Raw genomic sequence first — 14,028 nt, 5'->3', positions numbered from 1 at the left:
CGCCGGGCGTTGTCTACCAGCGCATGCCCAGCGCTTCGAGTGCCTCCACCCGGTCGTGGGTGAGGGAGTCCGCGCGGGAGCGCTGGTTGGCGATCCAGGAGCCCAGGCGCAGCTCCCGGTCCCCGACGCGCTCCACGTGCGTACGGGGGACCTTGAGATGGCCCTCGCGGTCCCGGAACCGCCGGGCCGCCTCCAGCTGCTCCGCCCAGGCGGCCGCGTGGCTGCGGCGCGGCGGCGGACGCTCCGCCGCCGTCGCCGGGGTCACCCCGAGCGCGTGCTCCAGGAGCCAGCGCTGGGCCCACGACAGCCCCTCCTGGCTGAGCCGCTGGCCGCGGACCCACCCGCCCAGGTCCTCGCCCTGGACCACCAGCTCGCCGGGGGAGAGCGGCAGCCGGCCGCCCGCGTCCAGATGCACCCGCGTCAGGTGGAAGGCACGCTGCCAGGAGATCTCCCACGCGGGACACCAGGACGGGTCCAGCGCCTCCAGCGCCTCGCGCCGCTCCTCCGACAGGGCCCCCGGACCCTCGCGGCGGGCCGCCGCCCGCTGGTTCTTGACCCACACCCCGACCGGCGCCCCGCGCCACGTGGCGTCCACCGGCGGCAGCAGGTGGCCGTGTTCCGCCGCCCAGCCGGCCGCCGCCGCCAGGCCCTCCTCGAAGGCCACGTCGAAGTGGCTCCACACCATGCCGAGCGCGTCGAGCGCGGCCACGCGCTCCCGGCCGAGCGCGCCCCGGCGGTACGTGCGCCGCGCGTCCGCGATCCACTGGCCGAGCGGGAACCGGGCCAGCCCCGGCGGCCACGCCGCGTCGCCCGCCGGCACCTTGAAGCCGAACGGCACCTTGAGGTCCCGGGCCGTGGCGGCGTAGACCCGGGCGGCCTCCACCCCGCGCCGCCAGTGCGCGTGCTCCGGATGCAGCACGCGCAGCCGTACGAATGCGGCCAGCAGCGCGGGATCCCGGGGGGTGGAGAAGCTCAGCAGCTCCTGCGCGCCCGAGGCCGCCGCCGGGGCCGCGGTCCGGCTCGCCGCCTGCGGCTGGGCCAGCGACTCCACCAGCCGCGCGTCGTGCGCCCGCAGCGCCTCCAGCAGCCGCGCGAGGTCCCCGTACGCCCGGGAGGTGAGCATCGCCTCCGGAGTCTCACCCGGCTCCAGCAGCACGGGCACCACCAGGGAGGCGACCTTCCCCTCCCCGGGGTGGATCCGCAGGGCCCGCCCGACTGCCTGGACCAGGTCGGGCATGGACCCCCGTACGTCGGCCCAGTAGACGGAGTCGCACTCCTTGGTGTCCACGCCCTCGCCGAGGACCCGCACACTGCCGAGGAAGGCCTTCTCCGCGATCCGGTCGTCCGCGAAGGCGGACAGTACCCGCCGGCGGTGCGCCGCGGAATGCTGCCCCGCCAGCCAGTCCGCCCAGACGGTACGGGGATACGCCGGCCCGCTGCTGCGGCTGCTGCGGCTCCCGCTCCCGCTGCCCGCACTGGCCCGCAGGCGCCGCGCGACGGCCGGGAGGCCCGCCGAGAAGGCCTCGGCCTCCTTGGTCAGGTGGTGGAACACGAGCGTCCGCCGGAACCCCTCCTGGGCGGCCGCCTTCACCAGCGCGGTCTGCAGCGCCGCCATCCGGGCCCCGCGCACCGCGTCCGAGCGCCCGTCGCGGCCCACCAGCACGGCCGCCCGGAACTGCGGATCGGTGACGTCCACGCACACCACCCGGTACGGGGCGCAGATCCCGCGGTCGATGGCCTCGGACAGGGTGAGTGTGTAGCAGCGCGCGCCGAACGGGCCGTGCGGGTCGTCCTCCATGGACGCGACCAGCTCCCCCCGCCCCCGCGGCCCGCCCGCGCGCCCCGCCTCAGCCGTCTCAGCCGCCTCACCGGCCGCTCCGCCCTCCCCTTCCTCGCCGTCCTGCCAGACCCGGGGCGTGGCCGTCAGGTACAGCCGCCGCACGGCGGGGATCCGGGTGTTGTCGTGCGCCACCGCCCAGGGCTTCCCGATCCGCCCGGAGGTCCGGTGCGCCTCGTCGACCACGACCAGGTCCCAGCCGGGGAGGCCGGCGAGGTGCGCGCGCTCGATGGTGCCCAGGCCCAGCGAGGCGTAGGTGGCGAACACCGTGGCCCGGCCCGCGGACTCGCCTCCCCAGCGGGCCAGTTCGGCCGGGTCGGTGGTGGTCCGCATGCCCGCGTCCTCGGCGCGCAGGGAGCACACGGCCAGCGACCGTCCGGCGCGGCCGCCCTCCCGCCAGGCGTCGGCGGTCTGCACCAGCAGGTCCAGGGAGGGCACGAGCACCAGGACCCGCCCGGCCCGCAGTTCCTCCGCCGAGCGGACGGCGACCAGGGACTTCCCCGAGCCGGTGGCCATGATCACCTGGGTGCGCAGCCCGCGCTCGGGCACCCGGCCCCCGGCGGGCACCTCCAGCGCCCGCACCACGGCATCGACGGCCTCGCGCTGGTGCGGACGAAGGTCCTTCCTCGCCATCTGTTCCGCTCCACCCTTGTGATCAGCAGATTCTTCTCCAGCTCCTATCCTGCCCCTCCTTTGAGGCAAACGCGTGCGGCTCGCCGAAGGGCCGATCTTGATCGACTGCCATGCGGATGCGACGGTGGGACCCATGACCGACACGTTCGAGGACAACCGGCGACTGCTGTTCGGCACCGCCTACCGGATGCTCGGCAGCGTGGCCGACGCCGAGGACATCGTGCAGGACGCCTGGCTCGCCTGGAACCGGACGGACCGGGCGTCCGTCGAGCACCCCAAGGCCTATCTGGTGCGCACCGTCACCAACCTGAGCCTGAACCGGCTGACGTCGGCCCAAGCCGTCCGCGAGGCGTACGTCGGCCCGTGGCTCCCCGAGCCGCTCCTGACCTCGCCCGACGTCGCCGAGGAGGCCGAACTGGCCGACACCGTCTCGATGGCGGTCCTGGTGGTGCTGGAGACCCTCACTCCGGTCGAACGCGCGGTGTTCCTGCTCCGCGAGGTGTTCGGGTACGCGTACGCGGAGATCGCCGAGGTCGTCGGCAAGTCGGAGGCCGCCGTCCGCCAGTCCGCGCACCGGGCCCGCGAGCACGTACGGGCCCGCCGCCCCCGGTTCACCGCCGACGCGTCCGAACAGCGCGAGATCGCCGAGAAGTTCCTTGCGGCGTGCGCGGGCGGCGACCTGCGCGAGGTCCTCGCGCTCCTCGCCCCCGACGTCGTCTCCTGGTCGGACGGCGGCGGCGTCGTCACGGCCGCCCGCCGCCCCCTGCACGGACCCGACCACGTCGCCCGCTGGCTCCTGGGCGTCCTGGCCAAACCCGAGGTGCAGGGCGTGGAGATGCGCATCACCGAGATCAACGGCGAGCCCGGACTGCTCATGGACCTCGACGGCGAACACGTCGGCGCGGTCACCTTCGAGGCGGTCGAAGGCCGGATCACCGCGCTGCGCTTCGTCGTCAACCCGCAGAAGCTGCGCGGCGTCCGGCCCTGAACCGTCCGAGCCCGGACCGGCCCCTCCCGTCGGCTACTTCGCCCCGAAGTTCTGCGTCCACCAGGGACCGCCCGCACCCTGGTGGATGCCGACGCCGATGTCCTTGAAGGAGCAGTTGAGGATGTTCGCGCGGTGCCCCGGGCTCTTCATCCAGGCGTCCATGACCGACTGGGCCGTCTGCTGGCCCTTCGCGATGTTCTCCCCGTACGTCGACCAGCGGTAGCCCGCGGCGGTGGTCCGCTGGCCCGGGTCCGTCCCGTCCGGGCTGGTGTGCGCGAAGAAGTCCCGCCGCGCCATGTCGTCGGAGTGGTTCTGGGCGGCCGTGCGCAGCTGGGCGTCCTCCTTCAGCGGACCGCAGCCCGCCGCCGCCCGCTCGGAGTTGACCAGGGCCACGACCTGGCCGGCCATGCCCGGCGGGGCGGGCGCCGGCGCCGGGGGCTTCGGGCTCGGGGAACTGCTGCGGCTCGGCGTCGGGGTCGGGCTCGGGGCCGCGCTCGGCGATGCGGACGCCGAGGGCGACGGGGACGCGGAGGGCGAGGGGGACGCGGAGGCGGACGGCGAGGCCGGCTGGGAGGGGAGGGCGGACTCGGAGGCCGAGAGCGCGGCCAGCGGGGCCGGGGCGGCGGCCTCGGCCGGCTTCGTCCCCTCGGAGCCGGGGAGCGTGCCGAGGTACACCAGGCCGCCGCCCGCCACACAGGCGGCGAGGACCGCGCCTCCGATCACCCGGCGGCGGTTCTGCCGGCGCTTGCGCAGCGCGCCGCGGCCCCCGCCCGCCGCCTCCACGTCCGGGGCCAGGTGCGCGTGGGCCGCCGTGTCCTCGAAGCCCGAGCCCGAGCCTGAGCCCGTGCCCGTGCCTTCTCCGAAGGCGGAGGCGGACGCCACGAGGTCGAAGTCGGCCGCACCGGCCGCGCGGACCCCTGCCAGCAGGGCCGCCGAGACGGGTACCAGGGCCAGACCGGCCAGCAGTCCCTCCGCAGGCACCAGGCCGCTCCACAGGCCGGAGCACCGTACGCATTCGCGCGCGTGGCGGGCTATTCGCTTGCGCCACAGCGCCGAGGGCCGGCCGTCCCAGCCCGCCGTCAGCGTCCGCAGCTCCTCGCACACCGGCCGGGCTTCCAGGGCGCGCTCCACCACCCGGGCCGCCTCCAACTGCGCCTTCATCCGCTGCACCCGTACCGCCGTGTGCTGCGGGGACAGCTCCAGCGCGGTCGCCACCTCGGCCCGGGTGAGCTCCCCGGCGCACTCCAGCCACCAGAGCGACAGCAGCGCCCGGTCGTCGGGCTCCAGCCAGCGGGTGGCGCGGGCCGTCTCGCGCCGCTGACCCGCCAGGTTGAGGCGGGCCACGGTCAGGTCGACGAAGTCGGCCCCCGGGTCGGCGACCTCGCCCGCCGCCTCCAGGGTGCTCTCGCCGTAGCCGCTCTGCCGGGCCTGCCAGTACGCCCGCACCCGGTTCATCGCGATCGCCACCAGCCAGGACCGGAAGCTCTCGTCGGCGCGCAGGCCGCCCAGCCCGTCGAGGGCCCGCAGCATCGTGTCCTGCACCACGTCGTCCACGTCACAGGACCCGTTGAGGGCCCGGCCCACGATGTTGTAGACGAGCGGCAGGTGGGTCCCGACGAGTTCGTCCTGCGCGCGGGGATCGCCCGCGCGGGCCGCTGCCACCAGCGCTGCCGTGTGCTGAGTGCTCATGTGATGTTCCCTGTCCGTACCGGCGGTCGATGATGCCCAATGACTGGGAGACCGTCGAGAGGGGTCTCGATAACACTTATCCGAAGGATGATTTCCCGGCATCCGCCGCGGGCGAAAGGGGGCGGTGCCGCGACGGGGCGTGTTCCGGCCGGACCGCCGCGCCGCAGCGAGCATCGCATCCCCCGGTCCGGCGTCCGACACCACCCGGCACGACCCTGCTCCGCCCTGCCCGCCGCGGGCTCACAGGGAGTCCAGGAGCGCGGCCTCCTCGGGGGTGAGGCGCAGGGATCCCGCTTCGATGTTCTCGACGAGGTGGTCCGGATTGCCCGTGCCCGGGATCGCCAGGACGTGCGGGCCGCGGTTCAGCGTCCACGCCAGGCGCAGCTGGGCCGCCGACACCCCGTGGGCCTCGGCCACGGCGCGCACCCCGGGGCTGTCCTCGGCCGTCGCGCCCGACTCCTTGCCTGCGCCGGCGATCGCGAAGAACGGCACGAAGGCGATGCCCTGCTTCCCGCACTCGTCCAGGAACGCGTGGTCCTCGGCCGGGGAGCCGATCCCGTACGGGTTCTGCACGCAGACCACCGGAGCGATGGCCCGCGCCTCCGCCAGGTGGTCGGGGCGGGCGTTGGAGATGCCCAGGTGGCGGATCAGGCCGGCGGTGCGGAGCTCGGCGAGCGCCCCGAAGTGCTCGGCCACCGACCCGGTCGTCTCCCGGCGCGGGACGCGGAGGTTGACCACGTCGAGGTGGTCGCGGCCCAGCTGGCGCAGGTTCTCCTCCACCTGGCCGCGCAACTGCCCGGGCTCCGCCCACCACCACTGCCCGGCGGCGTCGCGGCCCGGCCCGACCTTGGTGGTGATGACCAGGTCGTCGGCGTACGGGGCCAGCGCCCGGTTGATGAGCTCGTTGGCGGAGCGCAGCGGGGAGAAGTAGAAGGCGGCGGTGTCGATGTGGTTCACGCCGAGCTCCACGGCCCGGCGCAGTACACCGGTCACCCGCTCCCGGTTGCTGGGGGAGCCGTCGGCCAGGTGGGTGAGCCGCATCGCGCCGAAGCCGAGCCGGTTGACGGTGAGGTCGCCCAGGCGCCAGGTGCCCGCCGAGGACGCAGTGATCGCTTCTGTCATTCGGAGACCGTACCGGGCTCGCTGATCCAGCCTGCCGCCAGGACCAGCCGGGAGGCGCGGTGAACGGCGAGGAAGCCGAAGGGCCGGTCGAAGCGGACCTCCGCCCACCGGACCCGGTACCGAAGAGCAGGCGGGGCGCTGCCGGCCACGGCCATGAGGGCGGTGACGGCGGCGGCCTCGAAGCCCTCGGCGCCGAAACGGGCCAGCGCCGCCTGGCGGGCCGAGCCGATGGCCAGCGGTTCGGCGCTGATGCCGGGGAAGTGCCCGCGGCTGCTGTCGGACGCGGACTCCAGCCCGAACAGCCGCGCCTGCTCCAGCAGATCGTGCTCCGCGCGGACGTCGAACGCGACGGTCCGGGCCGTCAGCCGGGGGCGGCGGGACACGGCCGGCACGGTCGTGACGGACAGCCCCGGACCGGGCTTGCCTTCGGGGAGCAGGTCCGCGCCCGTGGCCGGCAGGGCCCTGGTGACCACGTCGATCCCGGCGCCCAGGGTCTCGCCGGCCGGCGCGTCGGGCTCGCCCAGCACGAGGTGGACGTCCACCCCGGTGTCCCCGACCACCTCCAGCAGGGTGACCGGACCGGCCGGACCGTGTGCGACCCGGACCCGGTCGAGGAGGGAGGTGCTGCGGACCAGCAGGGGCAGGAGCCGATCGGCCCAGGGTCCCTCCGCGACATGGCCGGGCTCCTCATAGAACGGACGGATCCACTTCAGGCGCAGCGCGAGCGCGGAGGCCAGGACGAACCGGGTGTCCTCCTGAAGGCTCACCGGCATCCGCTCGATCAGCCCGCCGGTACGGTCCGACGCCCACGCGTCCAGGACCGCGGTTTCGGCGCCCGCATCGCCGGTCAGCGTTCCCAGGGCGCCGGCCGGGAGCTTCGCACGCCACGCCTCCTCCAGCGGGAGGGCGTCCCGGGCCCAGAGCCCGGTCGCCGTCCGAAGACCCCGTACCCCGGCCAGCGCGGCCAGCAGCTCCCGCGCGGCCCCGGCCGCGGCCCCGGCCGCGGCCCCGGCGGGTATGCCCACGGCCCGGGCCAGCTCCTCGCGGGCGGCGCCGCCTGCGCCGTCCGCCAGCAGGGCGAGCAGCGGCCAGACTCCGGCGGCGGTGAACACCGTGCCGGTGCCCCCGTCCGGGGGTTGCGCCGCGGCCCAGCGCTTCGTGAGGCGGTTGACCGCCCGTACGGTCGAGATCGTCATGCGCGGGAGCGTACGTGGTGGGACGCCGCCGGGCCGGAGCATTTTCCGCGGCCCGGCGGCGCCGGTCAGGAGGGTCCCGCGGGCGCGGGGGGTCCCGCGGGCGCGGGTCAGCGGCCGCGCAGGCCCCGGTCCACGGCCGTCATCAGCTCGCCGTCGGACGTGTCCGCGTCCAGGGACCAGAACATCGCGCCGCCGAGGCCGTGTTCGCGGATGTAGCCGGTCTTGGCGCGCAGCACCTGCGGGTCGTCGTACGTCCACAGGGTCGTGCCGTCGAAGAGCCAGGCGTGCCCGCCGCGCCGGTCCCGGTGGACCTGGTAGGTGCCGGAGTCGGCCAGCTTCTTCAGCGCCTTGTAGTCCTCGTACCCCGCCGCCCAGGTGGCCGGAGCCGGCCCGGTGGCGGGCTGGCCCATGCCGTCCCCGCCGCCGCTGACGCCCGTCCAGCCCTGCCCGTAGAACGGCATGCCCATCACCAGCTTGTGCGCGGGCGCGCCGCGCTCGCGCCATGCGTCGACCGTGCCGTGCACGCTGAAGTCGCCCCGGGCGTAGAGCGCCGACTGCTGGGCCGTCGTGGACTCGCCGGAGACGTGGAAGTCGTAGCCCTGGAGGGTCACGAAGTCGAGGTCGCGCATGATCCGGCGGACGTCGAAGCCCGCGTCGATCTTGGCGGGCGCGGTCGGGACGAAGGCCGTCAGCTCGTACGGCGACTTCCGCTTCTGGCTGCGCCCGTACGCGTCGAGCTGCGTGCGGAACTCCTTCACCAGCTCCGTGAAGTTGCGCTTGTCCTCGGGCCGGAACTTCGTGTCCGTGTCACCGGCGGAGCCCGGCCACTCCCAGTCGAGGTCGATCCCGTCGAACACCCCGGCCGCCGCGCCCGCGCCGCCGCGGGTGCCGTCCTGCGGCAGGTTGCCCTTGATGTAGAGGTCGATGCACGACTGGACGAACGCCTTGCGGGAGGCGGGGGTCAGCGCGGCGTCCGAGAAGTGCGTGGACCAGCTCCAACCGCCGAGCGAGATCATCACCTTGAGACCGGGGTGCTTGGCCTTGAGCTCGCGGAGCTGGTTGAAGTTGCCGGCGAGCGGCTGGTCCCAGGTGTCGGCGACCCCGTCCACGGAGTTCTCGGCGTCGAGCGGGCGGGCGTAGTCGGCCCAGGCGTCGGCCTCGCCGGGCACGTTTCCGGTGAAGCACTTGCCCTCGGCGCTGACGTTGCCGAAGGCGTAGTTGATGTGGGTGAGCTTGTCGGCGGAGCCGTTCGCCTCCAGGTCCTGGACCTGGAAGTCCCGTCCGTAGACGCCCCATTGGGTGAAGTAGCCGACCTTCTTGTACGAGCGGTGGTGGCCGCCTGCCGCCTCGCCTTGCGCGGCGCCGGCGGCGGGCGCGAAGGCGGCCAGCAGGGAGAGGGAACAGGCGGCGACGGCCAGTCTGCCGAGCATGCTGCGGCGCATGGGCTTCCTTTGCGGATGCGGGAGCGGGGCGTGAGCGCGTGCGCGGTGCATGCCGGAAACTATTGGTCTGGACCAGGCCGGTCAAGGGGGCGGCGGAAACTCGCGCACCGCGGGCCGTGCCATGAGCCGTGTCACGGGTGGCGTCGGGCGCGTGGCACCACTGGTCTCGCGGCCGGTCCCAGGGCCGGTCTCACGGCCGGGGTTCGCGGTCGGTCCCACGGCCGGTCCCATGGCCGGGGTTCGCGGTCGGTCCCACGGCCGGTCCCACGATCGGCCTCACGGTCGGGTTACGGGAGGCTCCACTGGCCGACGTCGTCGGCGAGGCCGCCGTTCAGCGCGAACTGGACCGCCGCCGGGGTGGCGTCCTGCGGCAGCCGGAAGGTGACGAAGCCCTCGGCCGAGCCGCCGGGGTCCAGGGTGACGGTGTCCGGGAAGGACTCCCCGGCCGTCGTCGGGCTGTTGAGGCCGGAGAACCGCTTCCCGGCGGTGTCCAGCAGGTGCGCGGCCGGAGCGGGGGAGTCCTTGTACACGGCCGTCCCGGTGTTCTCCAGGCGGAACCGGACCGCCAGCAGCCGCGTCGAGGCGTCGGGCGCCGGACCTTGTGCATCGGCCGGGCTCGCCGGGTCCACCACCTGGACCAGGGTGACGTCGAGCCGCTGGCCGGGCTCGCTCCCGGCGAGGGAGACGGTCTCGCCCGAGCCACCGGGCGCCGCGCCGAGCAGCGCCGGGCCGAACACCGCGAGCACGAGCGCGGCCGCAGCGCCGCGCAGACGGCGCCGGGCCAGCGGGGCACGCGCTGATCCACCGATCACCCTCTCCACGATCCTCCCCGGCCCAGGGTCCCGCCACCTGCACGGTAGGCCCGGTAATTCGATGGAGCCCGGGGCAGGGCCCATGACATGTTTGGTCCACCGAAGGGGCGTAGCTCAGCCGGCCAGAGCAACGGTCTCCAAAACCGTCTGTCGCAGGTTCGAATCCTGCCGCCCCTGCCACCGGTCCCCGCGGACCTGCGTCGGGCCGGACCTCTCAGGGGTCCGGCCCGACGGCATGTCAGGCCTGGTCCGCGCCCGGCCCGTCCGAGGTCTGGGCGGCCCCGTCCTCCTGGTACCCGTACGGGCGGGTGATGATCTCCATCCAGTGCCCGGCCGGGTCCGCGAAGTACACGCCGCGGCCCCCGTCGTTGTGGTTGATCTCGCCGGGGTGCTTCCGGTGCGGATCGGCGTAGTACGCGACCCCCGCCGCCCGGATCTTCTCGAAGGCGGGGTCGAACTCCTCCTCGGAGAGGAGGAACGCGTAGTGCTGCGGGGTGATGGACTCAGCGGGGATGGTCGCGAAGTCCAGGGTGACGCCGTTGGCGGTCTCAACCGGGATGAAGGGGCCCGCCTCGGCCCCGACGCGCAGACCGAGGACGTGCGCCAGGAATTCCGCGGACTCCCGGTTGTCACGGGAGTGGACGATCGTGTGATTCAGTGCGACGGACATGGGTGAATGCCTCCGAAAGGCACTTCGCGGCGACCTCCATGCCTCACCCAGCCGGTGACCGACACGCGATGCCGCGCTCACGATGCTAGACAGCCCTCCCTCTCCAAGTCCACCCGGCCCCGGCTCCGCCCCCGGCCCCGGCCCCGGCCCCCGGACCCGGCTCCACCCGACGGCGGTCGCCTCCACGCAGCTCCACCCGGCCCCGGCCCCGGCCCCCGTACCCGGCTCCGCCCGGCGCCGGCCGCCTCCACGCAGCTCCACCCGGCCCCGGTCGGGGCCGCCCGCTGCCTCGCTCTTCAGTCGACGTGCTCGCGGTAGCGGTCGATCACCTCCCGTAGGACCTCCGCGCCGTCCCGGGCCCACAGGCCCGGGCTGAATATCTCCACCTCGACCGGGCCCCGGTATCCGGCCGCGTCCGCCATCCGGCGAAAGCCCCGCAGGTCGATGGAGCCGTCGCCCAGCTGTCCGCGCCCCAGCAGCACGCCTTCGGGGAGCGGAGTCACCCAGTCGGCCACCTGGACGGACACGATCTGCCCGCCCTCGCCCGCCCGGAGCAGATCCGCCGGCAGTCGCTCGTCCCACCACAGGTGGTACGAGTCGGCCACCACCCCCACCTGCTCCGCGGGGAACTGCTCGGCCAGGTCCAGGGCCTGCCCGAGCGTGGAGACCACGCACCGGTCCGAGGCGAACATCGGGTGCAGCGGTTCGATCCCCAGCCGTATCCCGTGCGCGGCGGCCCACGGCGCCAGCTCGCCGAGGATCCCGGCGATCCGCCCACGCGCCCCCACCAGGTCCCGGTCGCCCGCGGGCAGGCTGCCCGAGACCAGGACCAGTGTGTCCGCGCCCAGTTCGGCCGCCTCCTCCACGGCCCGGCGGTTGTCCTCGAGCGCGGCGGCCCGACCGGCGGGGTCAGCCGCGGTGAAGAAGCCGCCCCGGCAGAGCGAGCTGACCCGCAGCCCCGCACCGGCGACCAGCTTCGCCGTCTCCCGCACCCCGAACGCCCGCACCGGATCCCGCCACAGCCCGACCGCGCCCACCCCCGCCGCCGTGCACCCGGCGACCAGCTCCGGCAGCGACCACTGGCGGATCGTCTCCTGGTTGAGGCTCAGCCGCGCCGGAGCCGGCGCCGCCACGGGCCTCACGACGCCACCCCGTGCACCGCGAGCAGTCCCCGCATCCGGTCCTCGGCACGCTCCGGATCCGGGAACAGCCCCAGCCCGTCGGCCAGTTCGTACGCGGTCGCCAGATGGGCCAGGGGCCGCGCCGTCTCCAGCCCGCCGACCATCCTGAACTCCTCCTGGTACCCGGCCAGCCAGGCCAGCAGCACCACACCCGTCTTGTAGAACCGGGTCGGAGGGGCGAAGAGATGTCTCGACAGGGGGACCGTCGGATCCAGCAGCTCCCGGAAGCCCGCGGCATCCCCCCGGTCCAGGGCCAGCGCCGCCCGGGCCGCTATCGGGGCGATCGGGTCGAAGATGCCCAGCAGCGCGTCGCTGGCCAGCTCCCCGTCCCCCGCTATCAGTTGCGGGTAGTGGTAGTCGTCCCCCGTGTAGCAGCGCACGCCCGCCGGCAGCCGCCGACGGATGTCCACCTCACGCTCGGCGTCCAGCAGCGAGACCTTGATCCCGTCCACCTTCTCCGGACAGTCGGCGATGACCTTCAGGAAGACTTCCGTGGCCGCGTCGAGGTCGTCGTGGCCCCAGTAGCCGGCCAGCGCCGGGTCGAACATCGGCCCCAGCCAGTGCAGTACGACCGGCCGCGCGCTCTGCCGCAGCAGCCGCCCGTACACCTCCAGGTAGTCCTCGGGACCGCGGGCCGAGGCCGCCAGCGCCCGCGAGGCCATCAGGACGGAGCCCGCCCCGCAGGCCTCGACGTGCGCGAGCTGCTCTTCGTACGCGGCGGTGATGGCCGTCAGCGGGTGCGCCCCGTCCGGGGAGAGCTGGTCGGTGCCCGCCCCGCAGACGATCCGGCCGCCGACGGCTCTGGCCTCGGCCGCCGCGCGCCGGATCAGCTCCGCCGCGGCCGGCCAGTCCAGGCCCATGCCGCGCTGCGCCGTGTCCATGGCCTCGGCGACCCCGAGGCCCTGCGACCACAGCCGGTGGCGGAAGGCTAGCGTCGCGTCCCAGTCCACCCCGGGCCCTGCCGCGCCCGGCGGGGTCCGGGGATCGGCGACCACGTGCGCGGCCGAGTAGAACCGCCGGCTGTGCGCCGGGTCGCTGCGCAGCTGTGCGAAGGGATCGGTTTTCGGCGTGTGCAGGCGGTACCCGCCGTCCGCCGAGGGGAGTCGGATGCTCACAGGGTCACCTCCGGCACCGTCAGCCGCCGGCCCTCCGCCGAGGAGCGCAGGCCGAGATCGGCGAGCTGGACCCCGCGGGCCCCGGCCAGCAGGTCCCACCGCCAGGGGTCGCCGAGGACGACATGGCGCAGGAAGAGCTCCCACTGGGCTTTGAAGCCGTTGTCGGCGGGGGCGTTGTCCGGTACCTCCTGCCATTGGGAGCGGAAGGGCTCGGTCTGCGGCAGGTCCGGATTCCACACGGGCCTCGGCGTCGCCCCGCGGTGCTGGATGCGGCAGCTCCGCAGCCCGGCGACGGCCGACCCGTGCGTACCGTCCACCTGGAACTCCACCAGCTCGTCGCGGTGCACCCGCACCGCCCAGGAGGAGTTGACCTGGGCGACCGCGCCGCCCTCCAGCTCGAATATTCCGTACGCGGAGTCATCGGCCGTCGCCTCGTACGGCTTGCCGTCCTCGTCCCATCTGCGGCCGATGTGCGTGCGGGTGAGGGCCTGCACCGTACGGACCCGGCCGAACAGCTCGTGCAGCAGGTACTCCCAGTGCGGGAACATGTCGGCGACGATGCCCCCGCCGTCCTGCGCGCGGTAGTTCCACGAGGGCCGCTGGGCGGGCTGCCAGTCCCCCTCGAAGACCCAGTACCCGAACTCCCCGCGCACGGAGAGGATCTCGCCGAAGAACCCGCCCTCGATCAGCCGCCTCAGCTTGAGCAGCCCGGGCAGGAAGAGCTTGTCCTGCACCACGCCGTGCTTGACCCCGGCGGCCGCGGCCAGCCGAGCCAGCTCGAGCGAGGACTCGAAGGTCAGGGAGGTCGGCTTCTCGCAGTAGACGTGCTTTCCGGCCGCTATGGCCTGCCGGACCGCCGTCTCGCGGGCGCTGGTGACCTGGGCGTCGAAGTAGATCTCCACCTCGGGATCGGCCAGGACCGCCGCCAGGTCGGTGCTGACGTGCTCCAGGCCGTGCCGTTCGGCGATCTCCCGCAGGGCCGGCTCCCGGCGCCCCACGAGCACCGGCTCAGGCCACAGCACCGTGCCGTCCCCCAGCGGAAGGCCGCCCTGCTCGCGCAGGGCCAGCAGTGACCTGACCAGGTGCTGCCGGTAGCCCATGCGCCCGGTCACGCCGTTCATCGCGATCTTGATCGTCCTGCGGTCCACGGTGTCCTCCCCGTTCGATATCGTTCGGTGCCGTTCGATGGAAAGCGATAGAAAGCGCTTTCACTCCATTCAGGCTAGAGCCGCGATCGTCTCCAGTGCAAGACACGAACGAGTGATAGAAAGCGCTTGCCGAATCAGGCACCATGGAGATCCACGCACCGGATGAGACGATGATCCGGGAGCAGCAGACACAGC

Annotated in this window: 11 protein-coding genes and 1 tRNA gene; 2 read left to right on the top strand and 10 right to left on the bottom strand. The window is 74.2% G+C overall.

Annotated features, from left to right (window positions below; genetic code table 11):
- Window positions 1-13: 13 nt before the first annotated feature.
- Window positions 14-2,470, bottom strand: a complete 2,457-nt coding sequence (locus ACFWP3_RS08955; protein ID WP_384217813.1) for a Helicase associated domain protein — start codon at window positions 2,468-2,470, stop codon at window positions 14-16.
- Between the two features lie 133 nt (window positions 2,471-2,603).
- On the opposite strand from ACFWP3_RS08955, the gene ACFWP3_RS08950 reads away from it, so the two are divergent.
- Window positions 2,604-3,458, top strand: coding sequence for an RNA polymerase sigma-70 factor (locus tag ACFWP3_RS08950; protein WP_384217810.1), 855 nt, complete (start codon window positions 2,604-2,606; stop codon window positions 3,456-3,458).
- A gap of 33 nt (window positions 3,459-3,491) precedes the next feature.
- Here ACFWP3_RS08950 and ACFWP3_RS08945 read toward each other — a convergent pair whose 3' ends face one another.
- The 5 genes from ACFWP3_RS08945 to ACFWP3_RS08925 all read right to left on the bottom strand — a co-directional run bounded on the left by ACFWP3_RS08945 (window position 3,492) and on the right by ACFWP3_RS08925 (window position 9,719).
- Window positions 3,492-5,147 (bottom strand): sigma-70 family RNA polymerase sigma factor, encoded by a 1,656-nt coding sequence (locus tag ACFWP3_RS08945; protein ID WP_384217809.1) that lies wholly within the window; start codon window positions 5,145-5,147, stop codon window positions 3,492-3,494.
- Window positions 5,148-5,387: 240 nt separating this feature from the next.
- On the bottom strand, window positions 5,388-6,269 hold the full coding sequence (locus ACFWP3_RS08940) for an aldo/keto reductase (RefSeq protein ID WP_384217807.1): 882 nt from the start codon (window positions 6,267-6,269) through the stop codon (window positions 5,388-5,390).
- Complete coding sequence (locus tag ACFWP3_RS08935) at window positions 6,266-7,465, bottom strand: serpin family protein (protein WP_384217804.1); 1,200 nt, start codon at window positions 7,463-7,465, stop codon at window positions 6,266-6,268. Before ACFWP3_RS08935 ends, ACFWP3_RS08940 begins: the two co-directional genes overlap by 4 nt.
- Before the next feature lie 107 nt (window positions 7,466-7,572).
- Window positions 7,573-8,907: a glycoside hydrolase family 18 protein gene (locus tag ACFWP3_RS08930; protein ID WP_384217802.1), complete on the bottom strand. Its 1,335-nt coding sequence runs from the start codon at window positions 8,905-8,907 to the stop codon at window positions 7,573-7,575.
- Window positions 8,908-9,194: 287 nt separating this feature from the next.
- Entirely contained in the window at window positions 9,195-9,719 is a 525-nt protein-coding gene (locus ACFWP3_RS08925; RefSeq protein ID WP_384217799.1) for a DUF4352 domain-containing protein, read from the bottom strand.
- A 103-nt stretch (window positions 9,720-9,822) separates the two neighbouring features.
- Between ACFWP3_RS08925 and ACFWP3_RS08920 the strand changes: the two genes are divergently transcribed.
- Window positions 9,823-9,899: transfer RNA gene (locus tag ACFWP3_RS08920), tRNA-Trp, on the top strand.
- A gap of 58 nt (window positions 9,900-9,957) precedes the next feature.
- Here ACFWP3_RS08920 and ACFWP3_RS08915 read toward each other — a convergent pair.
- From ACFWP3_RS08915 to ACFWP3_RS08900, 4 genes are all read right to left on the bottom strand, one after another.
- Entirely contained in the window at window positions 9,958-10,389 is a 432-nt protein-coding gene (locus ACFWP3_RS08915) for a VOC family protein (RefSeq protein ID WP_384217796.1), read from the bottom strand.
- Between the two features lie 296 nt (window positions 10,390-10,685).
- Window positions 10,686-11,531 carry a sugar phosphate isomerase/epimerase family protein gene (locus ACFWP3_RS08910; protein WP_384217794.1) on the bottom strand — a complete coding sequence of 282 codons (846 nt, stop codon included), beginning with the start codon at window positions 11,529-11,531 and terminating at the stop codon, window positions 10,686-10,688.
- Window positions 11,528-12,685, bottom strand: a complete 1,158-nt coding sequence (locus ACFWP3_RS08905; protein ID WP_384217791.1) for a dihydrodipicolinate synthase family protein — start codon at window positions 12,683-12,685, stop codon at window positions 11,528-11,530. Before ACFWP3_RS08905 ends, ACFWP3_RS08910 begins: the two co-directional genes overlap by 4 nt.
- Window positions 12,682-13,806, bottom strand: a complete 1,125-nt coding sequence (locus ACFWP3_RS08900; protein WP_384217868.1) for a Gfo/Idh/MocA family protein — start codon at window positions 13,804-13,806, stop codon at window positions 12,682-12,684. The genes ACFWP3_RS08905 and ACFWP3_RS08900 overlap by 4 nt, the downstream gene beginning before the upstream one ends.
- Between the last annotated feature and the right edge of the window lie 222 nt (window positions 13,807-14,028).

The organism is Streptomyces sp. NPDC058525 (genome assembly GCF_042719495.1).
In the GTDB taxonomy this organism is placed as follows: domain Bacteria; phylum Actinomycetota; class Actinomycetes; order Streptomycetales; family Streptomycetaceae; genus Streptomyces.
This window is presented reverse-complemented; position numbering and strand designations above follow the sequence as displayed.

Bases quoted from the DNA above. Each gene is read 5' to 3' on its own strand.
- ACFWP3_RS08955 (WP_384217813.1), bottom strand. From the start codon at position 2,470: ATGGCGAGGAAGGACCTTCGTCCGCACCAGCGCGAGGCCGTCGATGCC.
- ACFWP3_RS08950 (WP_384217810.1), top strand. From the start codon at position 2,604: ATGACCGACACGTTCGAGGACAACCGGCGACTGCTGTTCGGCACCGCC.
- ACFWP3_RS08945 (WP_384217809.1), bottom strand. From the start codon at position 5,147: ATGAGCACTCAGCACACGGCAGCGCTGGTGGCAGCGGCCCGCGCGGGC.
- ACFWP3_RS08940 (WP_384217807.1), bottom strand. From the start codon at position 6,269: ATGACAGAAGCGATCACTGCGTCCTCGGCGGGCACCTGGCGCCTGGGC.
- ACFWP3_RS08935 (WP_384217804.1), bottom strand. From the start codon at position 7,465: ATGACGATCTCGACCGTACGGGCGGTCAACCGCCTCACGAAGCGCTGG.
- ACFWP3_RS08930 (WP_384217802.1), bottom strand. From the start codon at position 8,907: ATGCGCCGCAGCATGCTCGGCAGACTGGCCGTCGCCGCCTGTTCCCTC.
- ACFWP3_RS08915 (WP_384217796.1), bottom strand. From the start codon at position 10,389: ATGTCCGTCGCACTGAATCACACGATCGTCCACTCCCGTGACAACCGG.
- ACFWP3_RS08900 (WP_384217868.1), bottom strand. From the start codon at position 13,806: ATGAACGGCGTGACCGGGCGCATGGGCTACCGGCAGCACCTGGTCAGG.